The organism is Streptomyces seoulensis, assembly GCF_004328625.1.
Taxonomy (GTDB): domain Bacteria; phylum Actinomycetota; class Actinomycetes; order Streptomycetales; family Streptomycetaceae; genus Streptomyces; species Streptomyces seoulensis.
Map to the genome: position 1 here is coordinate 4,233,949 of NZ_CP032229.1, position 21,483 is coordinate 4,255,431.

Annotated in this window: 20 protein-coding genes; 10 read left to right on the plus strand and 10 right to left on the minus strand. The window is 72.7% G+C overall.

What is annotated here, in order from left to right; all coding sequences use genetic code 11:
• The first annotated feature begins 57 nt into the window (after nt 1-57).
• Nucleotides 58-2,487, plus strand: a complete 2,430-nt coding sequence (gene lon, locus D0Z67_RS19800) for an endopeptidase La (RefSeq protein WP_051887656.1) — start codon at nt 58-60, stop codon at nt 2,485-2,487.
• A 57-nt stretch (nt 2,488-2,544) separates the two neighbouring features.
• Here lon and D0Z67_RS19805 read toward each other — a convergent pair whose 3' ends face one another.
• The gene (locus D0Z67_RS19805) at nt 2,545-3,372 is read right to left on the minus strand and encodes a lysozyme (RefSeq protein WP_031181184.1); all 828 of its coding nucleotides are present in this window, start codon (nt 3,370-3,372) and stop codon (nt 2,545-2,547) included.
• A 225-nt stretch (nt 3,373-3,597) separates the two neighbouring features.
• On the opposite strand from D0Z67_RS19805, the gene D0Z67_RS19810 reads away from it, so the two are divergent.
• The gene (locus D0Z67_RS19810; protein WP_031181185.1) at nt 3,598-4,089 is read left to right on the plus strand and encodes a MarR family winged helix-turn-helix transcriptional regulator; all 492 of its coding nucleotides are present in this window, start codon (nt 3,598-3,600) and stop codon (nt 4,087-4,089) included.
• Between the two features lie 20 nt (nt 4,090-4,109).
• Here the strand turns inward: D0Z67_RS19810 and D0Z67_RS19815 are convergent, their stop codons facing one another.
• Nucleotides 4,110-4,898: a protein phosphatase 2C domain-containing protein gene (locus tag D0Z67_RS19815; RefSeq protein WP_031181186.1), complete on the minus strand. Its 789-nt coding sequence runs from the start codon at nt 4,896-4,898 to the stop codon at nt 4,110-4,112.
• 381 nt (nt 4,899-5,279) lie between these two features.
• Here D0Z67_RS19815 and D0Z67_RS19820 point away from each other — a divergent pair, with 381 nt between their 5' ends.
• Genes D0Z67_RS19820 through D0Z67_RS19840 form a run of 5 tightly spaced genes read left to right on the plus strand, consistent with a single transcriptional unit; the run spans nt 5,280 to nt 10,858 of the window.
• Nucleotides 5,280-8,018, plus strand: a complete 2,739-nt coding sequence (locus D0Z67_RS19820; RefSeq protein ID WP_031181187.1) for a sensor histidine kinase — start codon at nt 5,280-5,282, stop codon at nt 8,016-8,018.
• Nucleotides 8,015-8,515 carry a roadblock/LC7 domain-containing protein gene (locus D0Z67_RS19825; RefSeq protein WP_031181188.1) on the plus strand — a complete coding sequence of 167 codons (501 nt, stop codon included), beginning with the start codon at nt 8,015-8,017 and terminating at the stop codon, nt 8,513-8,515. Before D0Z67_RS19820 ends, D0Z67_RS19825 begins: the two co-directional genes overlap by 4 nt.
• Nucleotides 8,512-8,934 carry a DUF742 domain-containing protein gene (locus tag D0Z67_RS19830; protein WP_031181189.1) on the plus strand — a complete coding sequence of 141 codons (423 nt, stop codon included), beginning with the start codon at nt 8,512-8,514 and terminating at the stop codon, nt 8,932-8,934. The genes D0Z67_RS19825 and D0Z67_RS19830 overlap by 4 nt, the downstream gene beginning before the upstream one ends.
• Complete coding sequence (locus D0Z67_RS19835; protein ID WP_031181190.1) at nt 8,915-9,571, plus strand: GTP-binding protein; 657 nt, start codon at nt 8,915-8,917, stop codon at nt 9,569-9,571. The genes D0Z67_RS19830 and D0Z67_RS19835 overlap by 20 nt, the downstream gene beginning before the upstream one ends.
• Nucleotides 9,572-9,601: 30 nt before the next feature.
• Nucleotides 9,602-10,858, plus strand: coding sequence for a styrene monooxygenase/indole monooxygenase family protein (locus tag D0Z67_RS19840; protein WP_031181191.1), 1,257 nt, complete (start codon nt 9,602-9,604; stop codon nt 10,856-10,858).
• A 35-nt stretch (nt 10,859-10,893) separates the two neighbouring features.
• On the opposite strand, the gene D0Z67_RS19845 is transcribed toward D0Z67_RS19840, so the two are convergent.
• The 8 genes from D0Z67_RS19845 to ligD form a co-directional block, all read right to left on the minus strand.
• Entirely contained in the window at nt 10,894-11,940 is a 1,047-nt protein-coding gene (locus tag D0Z67_RS19845) for a C40 family peptidase (RefSeq protein WP_031181192.1), read from the minus strand.
• A gap of 114 nt (nt 11,941-12,054) precedes the next feature.
• Nucleotides 12,055-12,366 carry a hypothetical protein gene (locus tag D0Z67_RS19850; RefSeq protein WP_031181193.1) on the minus strand — a complete coding sequence of 104 codons (312 nt, stop codon included), beginning with the start codon at nt 12,364-12,366 and terminating at the stop codon, nt 12,055-12,057.
• A 5-nt stretch (nt 12,367-12,371) separates the two neighbouring features.
• Nucleotides 12,372-13,031, minus strand: coding sequence for a TetR/AcrR family transcriptional regulator (locus D0Z67_RS19855; protein ID WP_031181194.1), 660 nt, complete (start codon nt 13,029-13,031; stop codon nt 12,372-12,374).
• Nucleotides 13,032-13,076: 45 nt separating this feature from the next.
• A complete protein-coding gene (locus D0Z67_RS19860) occupies nt 13,077-14,015 on the minus strand; it encodes an AurF N-oxygenase family protein (RefSeq protein ID WP_031181195.1) in 939 nt (312 codons plus the stop codon).
• 120 nt (nt 14,016-14,135) lie between these two features.
• Nucleotides 14,136-15,587, minus strand: a complete 1,452-nt coding sequence (locus D0Z67_RS19865) for a penicillin-binding transpeptidase domain-containing protein (protein ID WP_031181196.1) — start codon at nt 15,585-15,587, stop codon at nt 14,136-14,138.
• Nucleotides 15,588-15,619: 32 nt separating this feature from the next.
• Complete coding sequence (locus D0Z67_RS19870; protein ID WP_031181197.1) at nt 15,620-16,981, minus strand: FtsW/RodA/SpoVE family cell cycle protein; 1,362 nt, start codon at nt 16,979-16,981, stop codon at nt 15,620-15,622.
• Between the two features lie 25 nt (nt 16,982-17,006).
• On the minus strand, nt 17,007-17,414 hold the full coding sequence (locus D0Z67_RS19875; RefSeq protein ID WP_031181198.1) for a hypothetical protein: 408 nt from the start codon (nt 17,412-17,414) through the stop codon (nt 17,007-17,009).
• A gap of 104 nt (nt 17,415-17,518) precedes the next feature.
• Complete coding sequence (gene ligD, locus D0Z67_RS19880) at nt 17,519-18,400, minus strand: non-homologous end-joining DNA ligase (protein ID WP_031181199.1); 882 nt, start codon at nt 18,398-18,400, stop codon at nt 17,519-17,521.
• Between the two features lie 85 nt (nt 18,401-18,485).
• Between ligD and ku the strand changes: the two genes are divergently transcribed.
• The 3 genes from ku to D0Z67_RS19895 all read left to right on the plus strand — a co-directional run bounded on the left by ku (nt 18,486) and on the right by D0Z67_RS19895 (nt 21,429).
• Nucleotides 18,486-19,541 (plus strand): non-homologous end joining protein Ku, encoded by a 1,056-nt coding sequence (gene ku / locus D0Z67_RS19885; protein ID WP_031181200.1) that lies wholly within the window; start codon nt 18,486-18,488, stop codon nt 19,539-19,541.
• A gap of 195 nt (nt 19,542-19,736) precedes the next feature.
• On the plus strand, nt 19,737-20,804 hold the full coding sequence (locus tag D0Z67_RS19890) for a hypothetical protein (RefSeq protein ID WP_037774949.1): 1,068 nt from the start codon (nt 19,737-19,739) through the stop codon (nt 20,802-20,804).
• Nucleotides 20,805-20,934: 130 nt separating this feature from the next.
• Nucleotides 20,935-21,429 (plus strand): DUF3761 domain-containing protein, encoded by a 495-nt coding sequence (locus tag D0Z67_RS19895; protein ID WP_078873296.1) that lies wholly within the window; start codon nt 20,935-20,937, stop codon nt 21,427-21,429.
• Nucleotides 21,430-21,483: the final 54 nt, after the last annotated feature.

Consider the following 21,483-nt stretch of genomic DNA (forward strand, 5'->3'; position numbering starts at 1 on the left):
CAACCGCTCAGGAGCATTGAGTCAGTGTTACTCAAGTTGACTGCCGAAGGGGAGATCATGGCTGCTGAGTCGGGTGAGTCCATGGAGTTCACAGTCGTCCTGCCCGTGCTGCCGCTCGACGGCGAGGTCGTGCTGCCCGGCATGGTCGTGCCGCTGGACCTGAGCGACACCGAGATCCGGGCCGCCGTGGAGGCCGCCCAGGCCGCCGCCCGGTCGGAGTCCGGCAAGCCCAGGGTGCTGCTGGTCCCGCGCATCGACGGCACCTACGCGAAGACCGGCGTGCTCGGCACCGTCGAGCAGGTCGGCAGGCTCGCCGACGGCGACCCCGGCGCCCTGGTCAAGGGCCGCCACCGGGTGCGCATCGGCGCGGGCACCACCGGCCCCGGCGCCGCCCTGTGGGTCGAGGGCACCCGGGTGGAGGAGACCGTGCCCGACCCCCTGCCCGGCCAGGTCACCGACCTGGTCAAGGAGTACAAGGCGCTGGCCACCACCTGGCTGCGCAAGCGCGGCGCCTGGCAGGTCGTGGACCGCGTCCAGGCCATCGACGACGTCTCCGCGCTCGCCGACAACTCCGGTTACTCGCCGTTCCTCACCACCGACCAGAAGACCGAGCTGCTGGAGACCACCGACCCGGTGGCCCGGCTGAAGCTCGCCGCCCAGCAGCTCCGCGACCACCTCGCCGAGCAGGACGTGGCGGAGACCATCGCCAAGGACGTCCAGGAGGGCGTCGACAAGCAGCAGCGCGAGTTCCTGCTGCGCCGCCAGCTCGAAGCGGTCCGCAAGGAGCTGCGCGAGCTGAAGGGCGACGGCCCGGACGCGGCCGAGGAGTCCGACGACTACCGCGCCCGCGTGGAGGCCGCCGACCTGCCCGAGCACGTCCGCGAGGCCGCGCTCAAGGAAGTGGAGAAGCTGGAGCGCTCCTCCGACCAGTCGCCCGAGGGCTCCTGGATCCGCACCTGGCTGGACACCGTCCTGGAGATGCCGTGGAACGAGCGGACCGAGGACGCGTACGACATCCAGGGCGCCAAGGAGATCCTGGACGCCGAGCACGCGGGCCTCGACGACGTGAAGGCGCGCATCACCGAGTACCTCGCGGTGCGCAAGCGGCGCGGTGAGCGCGGCCTCGGCGTGATCGGCGGACGGCGCGGCGGTGCGGTGCTGGCGCTGGTAGGGCCTCCCGGCGTCGGAAAGACGAGCCTCGGCGAATCAGTCGCGCACGCGATGGGCCGCAAGTTCGTCCGCGTCGCGCTCGGCGGTGTCCGGGACGAGGCGGAGATCCGGGGCCACCGGCGCACCTACGTCGGCGCGCTGCCCGGCCGTATCGTCCGCGCGGTCAAGGAGGCCGGGTCGATGAACCCGGTCGTGCTGCTCGACGAGATCGACAAGGTCGGCTCGGACTACCGGGGCGACCCGGCCGCCGCCCTGCTCGAAGTGCTGGACCCGGCGCAGAACCACACCTTCCGGGACCACTACCTGGAGGTCGAGCTCGACCTGTCCGACGTGGTCTTCCTCGCCACCGCCAACGTGCTGGAGGCGATCCCGGAGGCGCTGGCCGACCGGATGGAGATCGTCCGCCTCGACGGCTACACCGAGGACGAGAAGGTCGTCATCGCCCGCGACCACCTGCTCCCGCGCCAGCTGGAGCGGGCCGGTCTCACCGGCGACGAGGTCACGCTGGACGAGGGCGCGCTGCGCAAGCTCGCCGGGGAGTACACCCGTGAGGCGGGCGTGCGCACCCTGGAGCGGACCGTGGCCCGGCTGCTGCGCAAGGTCGCGGCCCAGCACGAACTGGGCGAGCGGGAACTGCCGTTCACCGTCCGCGAGGAGGACCTGCGCGGCCTGGTCGGGCGCCCGCACCACGTGCCCGAGTCCGCGCAGGACCCGGCCGAGCGCCGTACCGCCGTACCCGGGGTGGCGACCGGGCTCGCGGTCACCGGCGCCGGCGGCGACGTGCTCTACGTCGAGGCGTCGCTCGCCGACCCGGAGACGGGCGCGGCGGGGCTGACCCTGACCGGGCAGCTCGGTGACGTGATGAAGGAGTCGGCGCAGATCGCGCTGAGCTTCCTGCGCAGTCACGGCGCGGAGCTGGAGCTGCCGGTGGCCGACCTGAAGGACCGGGGAGCGCACATCCACTTCCCGGCGGGCGCGGTCCCCAAGGACGGCCCGAGCGCGGGCGTCACCATGACCACCGCGCTGGCCTCCCTGCTCTCCGGCCGGCTGGTCCGCACGGACGTGGCGATGACCGGTGAGGTCTCGCTGACCGGGCGGGTGCTGCCGATCGGCGGGGTGAAGCAGAAGCTGCTCGCCGCGCACCGCGCCGGGGTGACCACCGTGATCATCCCCAAGCGCAACGAGGCCGACCTGGACGACGTCCCGGCCGAGGTGCTGGAGAAGCTCGACGTGCACGCGGTGACCGACGTGCGCCAGGTGCTGGAGCTGGCCCTCGCGCCCGCCGCCACCGTGGCGCAGGCGCCGGTCGCGGCCTGAGCACGGCGAAGGCCCGAGTCCCCTCCCTGCGAGGGGGCTCGGGCCTTTCGCGCGTCCTTATCCGTTGGCCAGCGCCTGCACCCGGTCCAGGGCGCCGTTGAACTTGTCGTGGTCGCCGACCGTCGGGCCGGAGGAGGTGTACTGCCACATCGTCTGCACGCCCCAGCCGGCGGGCAGGGTGCCCGGCGCGGTGGCGTACCGGGCGATCCACAGCGGGTAGGTGGCGCCGAAGGCGGCGGTGTTGCCCGTGCACTGGGTCCACCAGCTCGTCGCCGTGTAGATCACCGCGTCCCGGCCGGTGCGCGCCCGGTAGGTGTTCAGGAAGTCCGCGATCCAGTTGGTCATCGCGGCCCCGGCCATGCCGTAGCAGGCGTCGCCGTACGGGTTCCACTCGATGTCCAGCACGCCGGGCAGCGTCCGCCCGTCCCGCGACCAGCCGCCGCCGTGGTCCACGAAGTAGTTGGCCTGCGCCGCACCACTCGTGGTGTCCGGGGTGGCGAAGTGGTACGCGCCCCGGATCATGCCCACGTTGTACGAGCCGTTGTACTGCTGGGCGAAGGACGGGTTGGTGTAGTACGTCCCCTCGGTGGCCTTGGTGTAGGCCCAGCGGACCCCGCTGTTCCACAGGGTGGCCCAGTCGACGTTGCCCTGGTGGCCGGAGACGTCGACGCCCTCGGTCTGGGCGGCCCGGGTGCCGGCCGGGGTGCCGGAGCGGCCGTCGTGGGAGAGGACGCCCATGCCTAGGTAGGCGTCGCCGCGGTGGGGCGCGGCCTGGGCGGGAGCGGCGAAGAGGACACCGAGGACGAGGCTGAGCGCGCCGAGCAGGGCCGTGACCAGGACGGCGGACGTGCGCGGGCGGGCGGGACCGGGTCTGTGCACGGGCATGGCGTGGCCTTTCGGGACGAGGTGGGGGACCGGAAATGACCGACGAGCCTGTTGCGCCGGGCCGCCGCGAGGGGCCCGCCCAAAAAGCTACGCACGTAGATGCGGGGGTGGGAAGGGGGTCCGGATGCCGCCGTTGGTCTACGCCTGCGAAATACTGGCGGAGCTGCGGCGATGACGGGGTCCGGCAGAAAATTTCAGACGGCGAAACCGGGCAGGGGTACTGAGGTGCACGAGGACGGGAACAACGGTACGGGCGCGGGCACCGCACCCGTGGCGCCGCGCTGTGTCGACCAGGAATTCCTGGCGCTGGAGCGTGAACTGACGGTGCTGCTGCGCCGGGCGCGCGCCAACCAGGGGGAGATGGCCCGCGAGGTCCACCCCGACCTGGAACCGGCCGCGTACGGGCTGCTGATCCGGCTCGACGAGCAGGGCGCCCAGCGGGCCACCGACCTGGCCGCCTACATCGGCGTCGGCAAGGCCACCATGTCCCGCCAGCTGCGCGCCCTGGAGGACCTCGGCCTGATCGCCCGCGAGCCCGATCCGGCCGACGGCCGCGCCTGGCTGGTCACCCTCACCGACGAGGGCCGGGGCCGGGTGGGCCAGGTCAGAGAGGCCCGCCGCGCCCGCTACGTCAGCCAGCTCGCCCACTGGGACCGCCGCGAGGTCGCCGAACTGGCGCGGCTGCTGCACGAGTTGAACGGCATCGCGGAGAAGTAGCCGACGCGGACGCGCGGGCCTCACAGCTCCACGTGGACGGCCGTGGCGTCGTCGTGCGTCTTGCTGCGGCCCAGGAACGTCCGCTCCTCGCGGTCGGCCAGCTCCAGCTCCCGCACCCGGTCCACCAGCGCCCGGGTGCCCTCCTTGGCGACCAGGTCGAACAGGGCCGTCCAGTCGCCCTCGTGGAACTTCTCCGTCCAGCGGGCCGCGCCGTCGGTCAGCGCGACCAGCGAGCGCACCCCGGCGCGCGGCACCGAGCCGGTGACCGCGTACCGGACCACCTCGGGGTCGGCGGCGGCCGTGAAGAAGCCGCCCTCCTTGTTGCGCAGCTCGGCGTCGACCCGTTCCGCGCTCGCCAGCGCCCCGCGCGGCAGCCGGGCCAGCCGGTCGTCCAGCACCGGGGTCACCGTGCCGTCCGGGGCGCGCAGCAGCAGCGCGGAGTCCGAGAGCACCAGGTACTCGACCGCCTCTTCCGACCAGCGGACCAGCATCACCGTCGCCTGGGGCGTACGCGGGTGAGAAAGGTCACAGGTGGTCAGATGGGCCTTCGATGTTTGGCTGATCGCCCGGCCGAGAATCTCCGTCAGCGTCAGATCTCGGTGGGAAACGGTCAGTTCGGTCAGCGCGCCGCCCAGCCGGGCGGTGAACCAGGGCACCGGGTGCGAGCAGCCCGGCGTGTACGGGGGCGGTGTCACCCCGTCCAGCAAGATCACGCAACCGCCCTGACCGCAGGCGGGTAGTCCGACCCCCGCGAAGTCCTCGTTGGGCCGGCCGGCGGTGCCGGGTTCCGAGACGAGATCAGTACGCACCCCGCCAGTCTGCACGAAGCCTTCACGAGGCGGGGCAATGGCCGGAGCGCGCACCCGGATCGACGGGACCGCCCAGCTCGGACGCCGGAATTGGCGGCAATTGGCATGGTCCGGGAACACGTGGCGGCGAATACTGCCAAAGCCTTCCCCCCGCGTCCAACCGGCCCGCCGTGCCGGGGTGTCCGGCGGGCCGTCGCGACTTGCCCGCCAACTCCCCTCCGATGTTCACTCCTTCGGGTGGCGGGTCAGGTGATGCGCGGCCACTGCCCACCGGCGCTGGGAGGGTCGGGAACCACGTACCGGGTGTACGCACCACTTGGCACCGAGACGACGGGGCGCCGCCCGGCCCTTCCGTAGACGAGTTCAGGATTGCGAGCACCGGTGCAGAAGAAGCGGCCTCGGCGCACAGGCAGGCAGACGGCCCCTCAGGGGACCGCCGAGCAGAACCCCGTGGGCGCTGGACGCCCCACCCATGTGCGCAACCGGCTGATCGTCGCTGTGGCCGTGGTGGCCGCCGCCATAGCCGCGGCAGGCGCTCCCGCCCTGCTCACCGCCTCCGGGGACCTCCATGAGTCCCAGAAGCTGGTGACGCTGGCGGACGAGACGCAGGACGCCCTCGCGCTCGCCCACTCACTGGCCGACGAGCGCGACGAGGTCACCTCCTACGTCGCCGCCGGACGCCCCAGGACCAAGGCGCCCTCCGAGCAGCGCGGCACCCGCGTCGACCGCCAGGTCGAGGACCTGCGCGCGGACACCGACCTGCCGTCCCGGCTGCGCACCGCGCTGGACGGCATCGCCACCGTCCGCCGCGCCGCCCTGACCGGCAAGACCGACGCGCTCAGCACCCACCAGGCGTACTCGGCCACCATCACCGAGCTGCACCGGCTCGCCGAGGAGCTGGCCGACCGCACGCCCCCGCGCGCCGGCTCCGGCGCCTACGCGCTGGCCGGGCTGGACACCGCCGTCCAGCAGTCCGCCACCGCGCGCGGCCTGCTGCTGGCCGCGCTGAGCGTGCCCTCCACCCCCAGCACCTCGATCAGCCCGGTCACCGGCCTGCCCGTCACCACCAACGGCAGCTCCGAGGCGGACACCAAGCGCCGCGACGCGCTCACCACCGCCGCCCAGCGCGCCCGGCTGCGGGCCGACGCCGGCCTCGCCACCTTCCGCGAGACCGCCCCCAAGGACGCCGTCACCTCCTACGACTCCACGGTCACCGGCCCCGAGGTCAACTCCGCCGACAAGTACCTGGACTTCCTCACCGCCCAGCCCACCTTCGGCGACCGGCAGCTCGCCGTCAGCGCCAAGAAGCTGGACGCCGCGCTCTCCGCCCGCGTCGACCTGATGCGCGGCGCCGAGTCCGCCCTGTACGAGCGGCAGGGGCAGAACCTCGCCTCCCTGCGGGACGACGACGTCACCGGCCTGGAGATCCGCATCGCGGCGCTCGGCGCCCTGATGCTCCTCGCTGTCGGTGTCGCCACCGCCATGGCCCGCACCCTGACCCGCCCGCTCTCCGTGCTGCGCCGGGGCTCGGCCCGCCTGGCCGGCGCCGAGGACCCCGCCGGGCAGGAGCCGATCGCCTTCACCGGGCGCAACGACGAGTTCGCCCAGGTCGTCCGCTCCGTGAACGCCCTGCACGCGCACGCCGTCGCCCTGCACGAGCGGGTCGCCACCCTGGAGTCCGACCGCAAGCACCTGGTCGGCCAGCGCCAGAAGATGGCCGACGCCCGCGAGGAGCTGCGCGCCGAGCTCAGCGACTCCAGCGCCCAGCTGGAGCGGCTGCGGGAGAGCATCGGCGGCACCTTCGTCAACCTCGCGCTGCGCACCCTCGGCCTGGTCGAGCGCCAGCTCTCCGTCATCGAGGGGCTGGAGGAGCGCGAGCAGGACCCGGAGCGCCTGGCCACCCTGTTCAAGCTGGACCACTTCGCCACCGTGATGCGGCGCCACAGCGAGAACCTCCTGGTCCTCTCCGGCACCGAGCACATCCAGCCCGCGCACGGCCCGGTCCCGCTGGTCGACGTGGTCCGCGCGGCCGTCAGCGAGATCGAGCGGTACGAGCGCGTCCGGATCGCCGCGCTGCCCCCGCACGCCCATGTGGCCGGCTTCGCCGCCGACGACCTCTCCCACCTGCTGGCCGAACTGATGGAGAACGCCAGCTCGTTCTCCCCGCCCGACCTGCCCGTGGAGGTCTCCGCCTGGCTGCTGGAGTCCGGCGAGGTCATGCTGTCGGTGCAGGACGAGGGCATCGGCATGGCCGCCGAGCGCATGGAGCGGCTCAACGGCCGCCTCACCGACTTCGACCCCGAGTCGCCGTACGAGCAGGAGGGCGAGGACGGTCTCGGCCTCGGCCTGTACGTCGTCGCCCGGCTCGCCCACCGGCACGGCATCCGGGTGCAGCTGCGCGAGCAGAAGCAGGGCGGGGTCGCGGCCGTGGTCGTGCTCCCGCAGTCGCTGCTCGCGGAGACCCCGGCCGGTGCGGTCCCGCACCACGCCACCCGTACCGACGCCACGCAGAGCTTCTCGCTGCCCGGCGCCGACGCCGAGGCCAACTCCAACGTGCTGCGCGGCCGTCCCAAGGGCGCCGACCCGCTGGTGGCCCTCGCCGAGAAGGCCGTGGCGGACAGCGAGAGCGCCGAGAAGGCCGCCCCCGCCGACGCGGTGATCCCGCGTCAGGCCACCCGTGAACTGCCGCCCGAGCCGGCGCCCGCCGCGCCGCCGGCCCCCGAGACCACGATGGAGCTGCTGCTCCCGCCGGCCGCCCCCGCCGACGGGAACACGGCCGCCACCCCTGAGGCCGTCACTCCCGAGCCCGCCGCCCCTCTCCCCGCCGAGGCCACGCACGACCGCGCCCCGGACGAGACGGAGGAGAAGCTGACGAGCAAGGGCCTGCCCAAGCGCACCCCGAGGATCACCGCGCCCGAGGCCCCGGTCCGCCCGCGCGCCACCGGTGTCGACGCCGAGGCCCTGCGCCGCAGGCTCGGCGGCTTCCGCCAGGGCGCACAGGCCGGGTACCGCGACGTCGAGGCGGAGATCGCCCAGCACACCGCGCAGAACCAGCGGCCCGCCACCAGCGCGAACGCCGAAGAGTCCACGGGGGGACACGCCGAGGAGGCAAGCAGTTGACCACGCCCAGTACCTACGGACTGAGCAGTGAAGCCCGCAACCTGCATTGGCTGCTGACCAACCTGGTCGAGGAAGTACCCGGTATCCAGTCGGTCGCGGTCGTCTCCTCCGACGGCCTGCTCCTGCTGTCGTCCGACCCGCACCGCGCCGAGGCGGACCGGCAGAACCGGCCGGTCACGAAGGGCCCCCGCGGCTCGGCCGCCGACCTCGCCACCATCGTCTCCGGCATCGGCAGTCTCACCGTGGGCGCCGCCAAGCTGATGGACTTCGGCTCGGTCAAGCACACCATGGTCGCCATGGACGAGGGCAGCCTCTTCGTCATGTCGATCAGCGACGGCTCGCTGCTCGGCGTGCACGGCTCCGCCGAGTGCGACATGAGTGTGATCTCGTACCACATGGCGCTCTTCGTCGGCCGGGCCGGGCATGTGCTCACCCCGGAACTCCGCAGCGAGCTGCGGAAATCCATGGAGTCCGAACCGAGCGGGAGCGTCCGATGAGCGCCATCGCCAAGAAGACGCAGCTCCCCACGCGCGGCGGCGACCGCAAGGCCGCCCGGGTGCGCCCCTACTCGCTCACCGGCGGCCGCACCCGCTTCGGCCACGTCCTCCTGGTGGAGACGTTCGTGGCCAGCACCGCGGCGCTGGACGCCCCGGAGGAGCGCAAGGAACTGGCGAACGGCACCGCTCCGCGCGTGATGCCGGAGATGGTCGCCATCGTCGAACTGTGCCGCCGTATGCGCACGGTGGCCGAGATCGCCGCGCTGCTGAGAATGCCGCTCGGCGTGGTCCGGGTGCTCCTGAGCGACCTCGCGGACCAGGGAAAGATCCGTGTTTACGGCACCGGGACCGGTCACGGCACCGGCCGTCCGGACCGCGCGCTGCTGGAAAGGGTGCTGAGTGGACTCCGCCGTCTCTGACGCGACCGCCCCCGTCGGGAACGCTCCCCTCGTCGACGGCCTGGCCGAGCCTGTCGAGGAACTGAAGTCCTGGCAGCAGGACCGCAGCCGGGCACCCGTCGCCACGAAGATCGTGGTGGCGGGCGGCTTCGGCGTCGGCAAGACCACCCTGGTCACCGCGGTCTCGGAGATCACCCCGCTCCAGACCGAGGCGCTGATGACCCAGGCGAGCGAGGAGACCGACGACCTCACCGCCACGCCGGGCAAGACCTCCACGACCGTGGCCATGGACTTCGGCCGCATCACGCTCGACGACGACCTGGTGCTCTACCTGTTCGGCACACCGGGCCAGCAGCGGTTCTGGTTCATGTGGGACGACCTGGTGCGCGGCGCGATAGGCGCCGTGGTGCTGGCCGACACCCGCCGGCTCAAGGACTGCTTCCCGGCGCTGGACTACTTCGAGAGCTGCGGCCTGCCCTACGTCGTCGCGGTCAACCACTTCGACGGCAGCGAGATGTTCGGGCCGGAGGACGTGCGGGAGGCACTGACCATACCGGCGCACATCCCTGTCATGATCATGGATGCGCGGCGCCGGATCTCAGCGATCGAGACCCTCCTGGCCCTGGTGGGCCACGCGCTCGACGTAACCCCCGAGTAGCCCGAAGCCCCCCGTAGGAGACACCCCCGCATGCGGAAGATACTCGTCGTCGGAGCCGGCCAGTCCGGTCTCCAGCTCGCCCTCGGCCTCCAGTCGCACGGCTACGAGGTCACCCTGATGTCCAACCGGACGGCGGACGAGATCCGTTCCGGCCGGGTCATGTCGACACAGTGCATGTTCGACACCGCGCTCCAGCACGAGCGCGACCTCCAGCTCAACTTCTGGGAGTCCCAGGCCCCGAAGATCGAGGGGCTCGGCGTCTCGGTCGCCGCCCCCGGCTCCTTCGACCCCGGCCCCTCCCAGCGGGCCATCGACTGGGTCGGCAAGCTGGACGGCTACGCCCAGTCGGTGGACCAGCGGGTCAAGATGGCCGGCTGGATGGAGACCTTCGCCCAGCGCGGCGGCCAGCTCGTCATCCACGGCGCGGCCGTCGGCGACCTGGACTACTTCTCCCGCACCTACGACCTGGTGCTGGTCTCGGCCGGCAAGGGCGAGCTGGTGTCGATGTTCGCCCGCGACCCGGAGCGCTCCCCGTACACCGAGCCGCAGCGCGCGCTCGCGGTGGCCTACGTGCACGGGCTCGGCCCGCGCCCCGAGCACCCGGAGTTCGACGCGGTCCGCTGCAACCTGGTGCCCGGCGTCGGCGAGATGTTCGTGATGCCGACCCTGACCACCTCCGGCCGCGCCGACATCCTGTTCTGGGAGGGCATACCCGGCGGCCCGCTCGACGTGTTCAACGGCGTCAAGGACCCCGCCGAGCACCTCTCCCTGACCCTGGAACTGATGGAGAAGTTCCTGCCCTGGGAGTACGCGCGCGCCACCAAGGTCGAACTCACCGACGCCGGCGCCACCCTGGCGGGCCGCTACGCGCCGACCGTGCGCAACCCCATCGGCCGGCTCCCCGGCGGCGGCCTGGTGCTCGGCGTGGCCGACGTGGTCGTGGCCAACGACCCGATCACCGGCCAGGGCTCCAACTCGGCGTCCAAGTGCGCGGCCGCCTACCTCGCCTCCATCCTGGAGCGCGGCGACCAGCCGTTCGACGAGGAGTGGATGAAGGCCACCTTCGACCGCTACTGGGACACCGCCCAGCACGTCACCAAGTGGACCAACGCCATGCTGGCCCCGCCGCCGGAGCACATCCTCAACCTCATCGGCGCCGCCGGCCAGCTCCAGCCGGTCGCCGACCGCTTCGCCAACGGCTTCGACAACCCGGCCGACTTCGAGAACTTCTTCTACGACCCCGCGAAGGCGGAGGCGTACGTCGGCTCGGTGGCCGCCGGCGCCTGACGCACGCCTGCTCCTCCCGGCCCCGTGCCCGCCTCTCACAGGCGGCGCGGGGCCGCGTCGGGTCGTACGGCGCCCAGCACCGGGTTGGCCGCGATGGGCGAGATCTTGACCGTGTCGCCGGTGCGGGGGGCCTGGACTACCTTGCCGTCGCCCAGGTAGAGGGCGACATGGGTGGCCTCGGGGAAGTAGATCACCAGGTCGCCGGGGCGCAGGGCGTTCAGCGGGACGTGGGGGAGCCGTGCCCACTGCTCCTGGCTGGTGCGGGGGATCGGGGTGCCCGCGCGGGCCCAGGCGCGGGAGGTCAGGCCCGAGCAGTCGAAGGAGGCCGGGCCCACGGCGCCCCAGCGGTACGGCTTGCCGAGCTGGTCCAGGGCGTAGCGGATGGCCCGGCCGCCCTCCGCCGAGGCGGGCCGGTCGTCGTCGCCGAGCGCGCCGGAGCCGGTGAGGCGCCGCTGCGCCTCCGCCACCCCGTCCTGCTCCAGCTGGGACACCTCGCCCCGCTGCTCGGGGGTGAGGGAGGCCAGCAGCCGCTCCACGTCGGAGAGGCGCCGGGTGACGTCGTCGCGCTGCTTCTTCTGCTTCCCGGCCAGGGTGAGCTGGGTGTCCAGCGCCTTGCGGGCCGACGTGGCGAGGGCGTCCGCCCGCTTTTCGGCGCCGGTCAGCCGGTCCAGGGTGGCGGCGCGCTCACCGGCGACACGGCCGATGACATGGCCCTCGTCGAGCGCCTGCTGCGGGTCGCGGGCGAGGAACACGCGGACGTAGACGGAGAAGTCCGAGCTGTTCTGGTACTGCTCGCGGGCGAGGCGCCCGGCGTCCCCCTGGCTGCCCTTCAACGCCAGCCTGGCCTTGGCCAGTTCACCGTCCAGCCGCTTCACCTCGGCGCGCTGGGCGGTGAGCTTCTCGGCAGTGGCGTTGTAGGTCTCGGTGGCCTGCTCGGCCTGCCGGTACAGCTGCTGAAGGTCCGTCAGCAGCTCGGCCATCGGCCGCTGGGGTTCCGGCGCGGCCAGGGCGGGCGCGGGCGCGAGGGCGACCTGGGCCGCGATCGTGGCCGTACAGGCCAGGCGCAGCAGAATTCCTGACACGACATCACCTCCGGTGCGCGGGGCGGGCGGACGTTCCGCGCGCCTCCGTACCGCGAGCTTGTGCCGCGCTTCGCCGGTCCGCGCGCCGAACGTGCGCGGACCGGCGCAACGAAGTCACCCGGTCGGGTCGTCCGGCTTGCCGTGCGGCGTGTTGTCCCGCCTCGGCCGGGACCAGGGCCAGCGCAGCCGGTCGGCGTCGCCGAGGCCCTCGGGGTCGTGCACGTACTTCCACCCCCGCACCAGCCCCAGCCTCCGGGTGTGCCCGCGCGGGGTGCGCCGGTAGACCAGCACGGTGGGCGGGCCGCCGGCCGCGTCGGGGACCGGGATGCGATACGTCTTCGGGGGGTGGCCGGTCGGGCCGAGCAGCACGGGCAGCACCCGGCCGTCCATCGGTCCGCCCTCGAAGGGGGTGTCCTGACTCTTCACGCCCTTCAGTCTCGTTCATCCCCGGCGAGCGCGGCGACGACGGCCGCCGTCTGCGGGTCGCGTCCGGCGGTCACCACCAGGACGGCGGTGAACTGCTCGACCAGCCAGTCCCGCAGCTCGTCCCGGGGCGGCCGCTTGTCCTCGTCCAGCCAGATCAGCGACGACGCCTCGACCGCCGCGATCCACATCCGCACCGTCATCCGCAGCCGGGGACCCGGCTCATCGACCCCAAGGTGGCGGTAGAGGTGCTCGGCGGCGTCCCGGCGCACCCCGTCCACGATGGCCGTGGTCCGGGAGGTCTCCACCACGCTGCCGCCCTGGAGCAGGGCGCTGAAGCCGGTGTCGTGCTCGTCCACGAAGGCCAGATAGCGGTCGAGGGCCCGCCCGAGCCGGGGCACGGTCGGCCCCTCGCGGGGCTCGTCGAAGCAGAGCCGGAGCGCCTCGGCGGCCGAGGTCAGCGCCGCCTCGTACAGCTGCTGCTTGCCGCCGGGGAAGTAGCGGTAGACCAGTGGGCGGGAGACCCCGGCCGCCTCCGCCACGTCGTCCAGCGAGACGTCCTCGGGGGCGCGGTGCGCGAAGAGGGCCAGCGCCGATTCCAGGAGCTGGCTGCGGCGCTGTTCCACACTGAGGCGTCGGTAGGCGGGGGTGGCGGCCTGCGGGGTCATGCCCCGCAGCGTAATCGCCCGCCCCGTTCCGCGCGTCGGCCCCCGCTAGGCCAGCAGCCCCGACGCCTTCCACAGCCGGCGCCCCGCGCCGCGCAGGACGCCGATCTCGTCCAGGAACTCGGTGAGGCGGCCCGCGCCGGTCTGCATCACCTCGCGCCGGTGCCCGCTGGCCTTCACCTGGGCCAGTGCCTCGCGCTTGTCGAGGCCGACGTTGGTGTACACGTCAGGGTTGATGAAGGCGATGGAGAAGACCCGCGCGAACTCGCCGGAGGTGACGCGGGTGAACTCCCGCGACCACTTCGGCGCCGTCACCATCTGGCGGCGCAGCTCCTCACGGGCATACCGGACGTGCCGGGCCTCCTCCACCACGTGGATGCGCGTGACGCCCCTGATCAGGGGCTGCACCCGCTCGTCGGGGAAGGTGAGCCGCTGCATCCAGTCCAGCACCTCCTCGCCGAGCAGGGTGGCGGTGAAGGAGCCCGGGGTGGTGGAGATGGTCTTGAACAGGCGCCCGAGGTTCTGGTGGGCCCGGCTCACCGGGTAGTACGGGGTGCCGCCGCGGGTGATCACGCGGGCGAACATCTTGGAGTGCCGGCACTCGTCCTCGATCTCGGTGAGCGCGTACCGGACGTGGGCGCTGGTGGCCGGCTTGTCGTAGATGTGCCGGACCAGCAGCTGCATCAGGATCAGCTCGAACCAGATGCCCAGCGAGGCCAGCGCGGCCGCCTCGTGCCGGGACAGGTCGATGCGCTGCTCCTCGCTCATCCTGTGCCACAGCGGCGTGCCGTACAGGGACACCAGCTCCGGGGGCCAGAACCACTTGCCCTCCTCGAAGGGGGCGTCCCAGTCCAGCTCCTTGTCCGGGTCGAAGGAGTGCTTGGCGGAGGAGACGAGCAGTCGCTCGGCCACCTGCTCCCGGTCCTTGAGCGCGCCCAGCGCGTCGCGCAGCCCGTCGAGCGCGTCCGCTTCCGTCAGGGTCGTCATGGCCTTAAGTCACCTCGTCCAGCCGGGGTACGTCGTCGTCCGCCTCTTATGAGACTGCGTGTCAGCAAGGGCGTCAATCCCCCGCGCACGACTTTTCCCGACGACGGGTCACCTCCGGCCTCAGGAACCGAGCACCGCCCGCATCACATCCCGGGCGATCGGCGCCGCGTCCCCGCCCCCGCTGATCTCCCCCCGGTCCGCCGAGGCGTCCTCCACCACCACCGCGACCGCCACCGCCGGCTCCGGCGCCCCGTCCGCCTGCGCCCAGGACACGAACCAGGCGTACGGCAGCCCGGTGTTGCCGACCCCGTGCTGCGCGGTGCCCGTCTTGCCGCCGACCGTGGCACCCCGGATCGCCCCGTTGCCCCCGGTACCGCGCTCCACCGCGTCCCGCATCAGCTCCCTCAGCCGGGACGCCGTCGACGCCCGCATGACCTGCGTCAGCGGATGCGCGCCGCCGCCCGCGACCGTCTCGCCCCCGGCGCGGGTGGTCCGTTCCACGAGGTACGGCGCCCGCGCCTGCCCGCCGTTCGCCACCGCCGCCGACACCATCGCCATCTGGAGCGGGGTGGCGCGGGTGTTGTACTGCCCGATGGAGGACAGCCCGAGCTGCGCCCGGTCCACCACCGTGTCGAAGGTGGACTCCGCCACCGCGAACGGCACCTTCAGCTTGGTGTCGTTGAAGCCGAAGGCCCCCGCCGTCGCCGCCATGTCCTTCAGCCCCACGTCCACGCCCAGCTTGGCGAACACCGTGTTGCAGGACCACGCGAACGCCTCCCGCAGCGAGGCGTCCCGGCACCCGTCGGCCTCGTTGGTCAGCCGGGTCGTGGTACCCGGCAGCCGGTACGGGTCGGGGGAGTCGGTCGGCGCGTCCACGTCCGTGATCACCCCGGAGTCCAGCGCGGCCGCCGCCGTGACCACCTTGAACGTGGACCCCGGCGGATACGTCTGCCGCACCGCCCGGTTCAGCATCGGCTTGTCCGGATCGGCGTTCAGCCGCTCCCACGCGGCCGAGGCGTCCGTACCGTTCCCCGACAGCCGCGCCGGGTCGTACGACGGGGTCGACACCAGCGCCAGCACCTTGCCGGTGGCCGGCTCGATCGCGGCGACCGCCCCCTTGCGGCCCCCCAGCCCCCGGTAGGCGGCCTGCTGGGCCCTGGCGTTCAGCGTGGTGACGACGTTCCCGCCGGGCGCGCTCGCGGTGTCGTGCCACACCGGGAACCCCGACAGCAGCGGATCGGTGCCGGACAGCAGCCGGTCCTCCGCGTGCTCCAGGAAGGTCGAGCCGAACCGCTGCGAGGCGAAGCCGGTCACCGGGGCGTACAACGGGCCGTCCAGGTAGGTGCGTTCGAAGCGCAGCTGCTCCCCGGTGTCCCGGGAGCCGGTCACCGGGGCGCCGCCGACCAGGATGTTCCCGCGCGGCTGCTGGTAGCGGGCGATGGACGAGCGCCGGTTGGCCGGGTTGTCGCCGTACGCGCCCGCCTCGACCACCTGCACCCGGGCCGCGTTCGCCAGCAGCGCCAGCAGCAGGAGCCCGCAGAAGACCAGGGCGTGCCGGATGTACGGGGCCATGGGGCGGTTGGCCGGAGTGTCGCCGGGTCCGCTCACGGGGCCTCCTCGCCGTCGTACTGGCTGCGCGCCGAGTCGCTCACCCGGATCAGCAGGGCCACGATCGCCCAGTTGGTGACCACCGAGGAACCGCCCTGGGCGAGGAACGGCATCGCCATGCCGGTCAGCGGGATCAGCCCGGTCACCCCGCCCGCGATCACGAACACCTGGAGCGCCAGGATCGACGCCAGCCCCACCGCCAGCAGCCGCCCGAACGGCTCCCGCAGGGCGAGCGCCGCCCGGAAACCCCGCTCCACCAGCAGGGCGTACAGCAGGAAGATGGCCGCGAGTCCGGCGAGGCCCAGTTCCTCGCCGGCCGTCGCCAGGATGAAGTCCGACTTGGTGGCGAAGCCGATCAGCGTGGAGTGGCCGAGCCCCAGGCCGGTGCCGGTCATGCCGCCCGCCGCGAAGGCGAACAGCGACTGCGCGAGCTGGTTGGGGCCCTGACCCGCGTCGATGGTGCCGAAGGGGTGCAGCCAGTCCTCGATCCGGCCGTGCACGTGCGGCTCCAGATGCCCCACCGCCCACGCGCCGAGCACCGCCAGCACCAGCCCCACCGCGATCCAGCCGGTCCGCCCGGTCGCCACGTACAGCAGCACCACGAACAGGCCGAAGAACAGCAGCGAGGTGCCCAGGTCCCGCTCCAGCACCAGCACCCCGACGCTCAGCAGCCAGATCGTCACGATCGGCCCGAGCACCCGCCCGGTCGGGAACTGCAGCCGCCAGATCCGGCGCCCGGTGTACGCCAGCGCGCTGCGGTTCGCGGCCAGGTACGCGGCGAAGAACACCGCGAGGAGCACCTTGGCGAACTCGCCCGGCTGGATGGAGAACCCCGCGATCCTGATCCAGATGCGGGCGCCGTTGACCGCCGGGAACAGGATCGGCAGCAGCAACAGCACCAGCGCCGCCGCCACGCACACGTACGCGTACCGCTGGAGCACCCGGTGGTCGCGCAGCACCAGCACCACCACGATGAACAGCCCCACCCCGAGCGTCGACCACACCAGCTGCGCCGGGGCCGCCCGGTCGGCCGGGGTCTGGAGGTCGAGGCGGTAGATCAGCACAAGCCCGAGCCCGTTCAGCAGCACCGCGATCGGCAGCGGCAGCGGATCGGCGTACGGCGCCCGCAGCCGCACCGCGAGGTGCGCGAGCAGCGCCAGCGCGCCGAGCCCGGCCCCGTACCCCGCCGCGCCCGGCGGGAGGGAACCGGTGCGGGCCAGGCCGACCGCGCAGTAGCCGTACACCGACAGCAGCACGGCCAGCACGATCAGGGCCAGCTCGATCCCGCGCCGCCGGGGCAGCCGGGGGCGTGGGGCGGCGGTACGGGAGGCGGGCGGCGCGGTCCCGGCCTGGGTCATCGGCGGGAGTTCCGCTGGCGGGAGGTCAGCACCAGCGGGGGACTGCGCCCACGTTGCCGATGTACCGGGCCGACGCCCACGCCCAGGTGCCGTCGGTCAGCAGGTACCAGAGCGGGTTGGTGCCCACCCGGTCGCCGTTCACCTTGCAGTAGATGGACACGTGCTCGCCCTGCTCCGCGAAGCGGACGCGGCGGGTGCCGCGGTCCGGGCGGTCGTGCAGCCAGATGCCGCCCTTGGCGGTCACCACACCCTCGTACCGGCGCGGGTCGCGGTCGCCGCGCCCGCCCGCGTGCCCGTCGGGGCCGCCCTCCTGAGCGGCCGGCGCACCCCCGGCCGGGCCGTCCGCCGCGCCGGCGGGCACGGCCCCGCCGAGCAGCACGCCCGTCACGGCCGCCAGAGCCAGGCCGTGGAAGAGGACGGAACGCAGGGACATGGAAGACCTCCGAAAACGGATGGAACTGACTAACCGCCACATTAGGAGCCGCGGAGTGCGGTTGCGCGCCGCAGTGGGCCATCGGGGAGGGGGTGCTTGCTCCCTCAGGGGAGTGGTGCCGCCCGCTCCGGGTCCAGCAGGCCCGCCAGCAGGTCCCCGTACCGCTCCAGCCTCGGCGGGACGTCCCCGGCGAGGAACGTCAGCTCGGCCGGGTCGCGGCAGCGCTCGACCTCGTCCCAGGTGACGGGGGTGGAGACGGTCGGGGTGCTGCGGGCGCGCACGGTGTAGGGGGCGGCGGTGGTCTTGCGGGCCGCGTTCTGACTCCAGTCGACGAACACCTTGCCCGGCCTCAGGCTCCGGGTCATCCGGTGCAGCACCAGCCCCGGCATCGCCCGCTCCGCCTCCTTCGCGAGCGCCTTGGCGTAGTCGCTCGCCTCGGCCGAGGACGCGCCCCGCACCGAGGCCAGCAGATGCAGCCCCTTGGACCCGGCGGTCTTGGCGTACGCCTCGATCCCGTCCGCCGCGAGCCGCTCCCGCAGCCACAGGGCGACCTCGCAGCAGTGGACGACCGTCGCGGGCGCGCCGGGATCGAGGTCGAACACCAGCCGGTCGGCCTCGTCCGGGATCTGGACCAGCCACTGGTGGGTGTGGAACTCGGTCACCAGGTTCGCCGCCCACATCAGGCTCGGCAGGTCCTGCACCACCACCATCCGGGCCGCGCCCGCCGAACGGGGGACCTCGGCCGTGGTGACCCAGTCGGGCGTACCCGGCGGCACGTTCTTGGTGAAGAACGCCTCCCCGCCGGCGCCGTCCGGATACCGCAGGAAGGACACCGCCCGGTCCCGCAGATGCGGCAGCAGCGCCCCGGCGGCGGTGGCGTAGTAGTGCAGCAGCTCGCCCTTGGTGAAGCCGGTCTCCGGGTACAGCACCTTCTCCAGGTTGCTGAGCGAGACCCGCCGCCCCTCCACCTCCGTCACTGGCGTCATAGGATGACAATCCCAGAAATGGGACGAATCGGATAAAACGACACTGTGTAGAACTGTGCAGAACTGCGTGGAAGGGACCCGGCACGTGCGATCCATCTGGAACGGCGCCATCTCCTTCGGCCTCGTCAGCATCCCCGTCAAGCTGGTGAACGCCACCGAGAGCCACGCGGTCTCCTTCCGCCAGGTCCACACCGAGGACAACGGCCGCATCCGCTACCGCAAGGTCTGCGAACTGGAGGACCGCGAGGTCACCCAGTCCGAGATCGGCAAGGCGTACGAGGGCGCCGACGGCGAGATGATCCCGATCACCGAGGACGACCTCTCCCACCTCCCGCTGCCCACCGCCCGCACGATCGAGATCGTCGCCTTCGTCCCGGCCGAACGCATCGACCCGCTCCAGATGGACACGGCGTACTACATCGGCGCCGCCGGAGCGCCGGCCGCCAAGCCGTACACCCTGCTGCGCGAGGCCCTCAAGCGCAGCCACAAGGTCGCCATCGCCAAGTTCGCGCTGCGCGGGCGGGAGCGGCTGGGCATGCTGCGCGTGGTCGACGACGTGATCGTCCTGCACGGCCTGCTCTGGCCCGACGAGGTACGCGCCCCCGAGGGCGTCGCCCCCGACGTGGACGTCACCGTGCGCGACCAGGAGCTGGACCTCGCCGACGCCCTCATGGACACCCTCGGCGAGGTCGACCTCGACGACCTCCACGACGAGTACCGCGAGGCCGTCGAGGAGGTCATCGCCGCCAAGGCCGCCGGCGAGACCCCGCCCGAGGCCCCCGCACCGGCCGACGGCGGCAAGGTCCTCGACCTCATGGCCGCGCTGGAGAAGAGCGTCCGCGAGGCCCGCGAGTCGCGGGGCGGGGAGGGCGAGGCGGAGGTACGGAACCTGCGCGGGCGGGGGACGCCGAAGGAGACGGGGGCGCGCAAGTCCACCTCCAAGGCTGCGGCGAAGAAGACGGCGAGCGCGCGCAAGTCGACGTCCAAGGCGGGGGAGTCGAAGGGGGCCGCGAAGAAGACGGCGGCCAAGTCGACGTCGAAGGCGACGTCGAAAGCGACGTCGAAGGCGACGGAGAAGAAGGCCGCGGCGAAGAAAGCACCTGCGAGGAAGCGGGCGGCTTCGGGGAAGCGGTCTGCCTGAGCCGCGTGCTGTGTGCCGCGTGCCGTGTGAGTCGTAGCACCCGGGCGCCGGTCCCGTTCGGCGGTCCGGACCCGGGCGCCCGAGGCCCCGCACCGGCCTCAGCCCCGTACCCGGGGTCGCCGCCCGCGCGCGCCCCCGCGTCCCGTACCTCGGATTCACCTCCCCGAACGGCGCGCCCTCAGGCACGATGAAGGTGTGACATACGTGGTGACCGTGGCGATGGCCCCGCCCCAGGGGGCTCCGGAACTCGACGCGCTGCGCCGGGAGGGAGTGGTCTTCCTGCTGCGCAAGGGCTTCGACTCGCTGGAGGCGGTCGAGGGCCCGGACGGCATGGAGGTCGACCTGCTGGACGACGTGATCGCCGCCCATCCCGGCGGGGCCCTGCTGAAGCTGTTCGTGGACGCCCCGGCGCTGGAGTTCGCGGAGGACGCGGCGCGGGAGGTGGTGACGGAGCTGATGGAACGTACCGAGGCGCTGTCCGACTGGCGCCTGACCCGTTGCGCGGTGGAACTCAACTCCGAGCTGCTCCAGGAGAGCCTGGACGCGGCGGACGGCCCGGACGCCCCGCCCGCCGACCCGGCGGAACGCGCCAGGCGCCATGCGGCGGGCACGACCCCCGCGCCCCCCGACAGCCCCGGCCACTCCGAGAGCCGGGCGATGCGTACGAGGCTGCGCGAACTGGCCCCGACGCTCACGGCGTTCACGCTGGAGGCGTTCGGCCACCACGAGTCGGCACCGGAGTGCGAGGTGAGCAGAGAGGCGGCGGAGATAGCGGCGGGCGCCGTGGTCTACGCGATCGACCTCCTGGTGGACGAACTCTTCACCGACCTGGCCGCCCTGGAGGACGACGGCCCCACGGTCGCCCGCAGCAACGCGACGTTCATGATCCTGGACGACCTGCCCCCGCACCTCGCGGACGCGTACACCGTCCTCTTCACCCGCCGCCTGACGGTCACCGCGATCACCCTCACGGGCCGCCTCACCCGCCCCCCGTTCGACCACCCCACCTGCCTGGCCGAGGAACTCCTCCTCAAGTCCCTGCTGAACCAGGCGGAGGTGACGGCCGACCTCTACAGCCTCCTGTCCGACGAGGTCAGCCTGGCCCTGGAGACCTTCGCCACGACTCTCCACCCCCCGACTTCCCCCCACCCCGCGACCCCCGAGGACCCGGACACCTGGTTCACCGCGTACACCCCGGTCTCCCCGGTGCATCCGTACGCGGCGAACGAGAACGAGGAGACGGTGGTGGAGTTGCCGGAGTGAGGGTGCCGGCGGGCGGTAGTTGACATTTGAATTGTCACAACTGCGTCACCGTCTACACGAGTTCCTCACATCTGACGCACCGGCATAGATAGGTTCACCCCTCACGTACTCGCCCTCGGGGGGACCTCTCATGACCTACTACCAGCCCCAGCCGCCACCCGCGCCGGCGCCCCGCCCGGCCCCGAAGTGGGCCCGCAAACGCTTCGTACTCCCCGCCCTGGGCCTCACCTTCCTCCTCGGCATCGGCAGCGCCGGCGCCGACGACACCCCGAACACGACCAAGTCGGTCGCCAACACCAAGCCCGCCCCGACCCCCACGACCACGGTCACCGCGACGGCCACGGCAACGGAGACGGCGAAGCCGGAGCCTGCGCCGACGGTGACCGAGACGGTGAAGGTGAAGGTCCGGGTCACGGTCACGGCGCGTGCGGCGGCGGGGTCCGGGTCGGGCAGTTCGACGTCGGGCGGCTCCTCGTCCACCAGCGGCGGCTCCAGCTCCTCAGGAGGCTCAACCTCGGCAGGCGGCGGCGCGACGGCCAAGTGCAACGACGGCTCGTACTCGTACGCGGCCCACCATCAGGGGGCTTGCTCCCACCACGGCGGGGTTGCCGTCTTCTACCGGTAGCCGACAAGGGACGGGCGCCTGAACGCCCGTCCCGGTCCACACCTGCCTCGCATA

Coding starts and splice junctions, on each gene's coding strand:
- lon (WP_051887656.1), top strand. CDS start 58: ATGGCTGCTGAGTCGGGTGAGTCCATGGAGTTCACAGTCGTCCTGCCC.
- D0Z67_RS19805 (WP_031181184.1), bottom strand. CDS start 3,372: ATGCCCGTGCACAGACCCGGTCCCGCCCGCCCGCGCACGTCCGCCGTC.
- D0Z67_RS19830 (WP_031181189.1), top strand. CDS start 8,512: ATGAGCGCCATCGCCAAGAAGACGCAGCTCCCCACGCGCGGCGGCGAC.
- D0Z67_RS19840 (WP_031181191.1), top strand. CDS start 9,602: ATGCGGAAGATACTCGTCGTCGGAGCCGGCCAGTCCGGTCTCCAGCTC.
- D0Z67_RS19855 (WP_031181194.1), bottom strand. CDS start 13,031: ATGACCCCGCAGGCCGCCACCCCCGCCTACCGACGCCTCAGTGTGGAA.
- D0Z67_RS19860 (WP_031181195.1), bottom strand. CDS start 14,015: ATGACGACCCTGACGGAAGCGGACGCGCTCGACGGGCTGCGCGACGCG.
- D0Z67_RS19865 (WP_031181196.1), bottom strand. CDS start 15,587: ATGGCCCCGTACATCCGGCACGCCCTGGTCTTCTGCGGGCTCCTGCTG.
- D0Z67_RS19870 (WP_031181197.1), bottom strand. CDS start 16,981: ATGACCCAGGCCGGGACCGCGCCGCCCGCCTCCCGTACCGCCGCCCCA.
- D0Z67_RS19875 (WP_031181198.1), bottom strand. CDS start 17,414: ATGTCCCTGCGTTCCGTCCTCTTCCACGGCCTGGCTCTGGCGGCCGTG.
- ligD (WP_031181199.1), bottom strand. CDS start 18,400: ATGACGCCAGTGACGGAGGTGGAGGGGCGGCGGGTCTCGCTCAGCAAC.
- D0Z67_RS19895 (WP_078873296.1), top strand. CDS start 20,935: ATGACCTACTACCAGCCCCAGCCGCCACCCGCGCCGGCGCCCCGCCCG.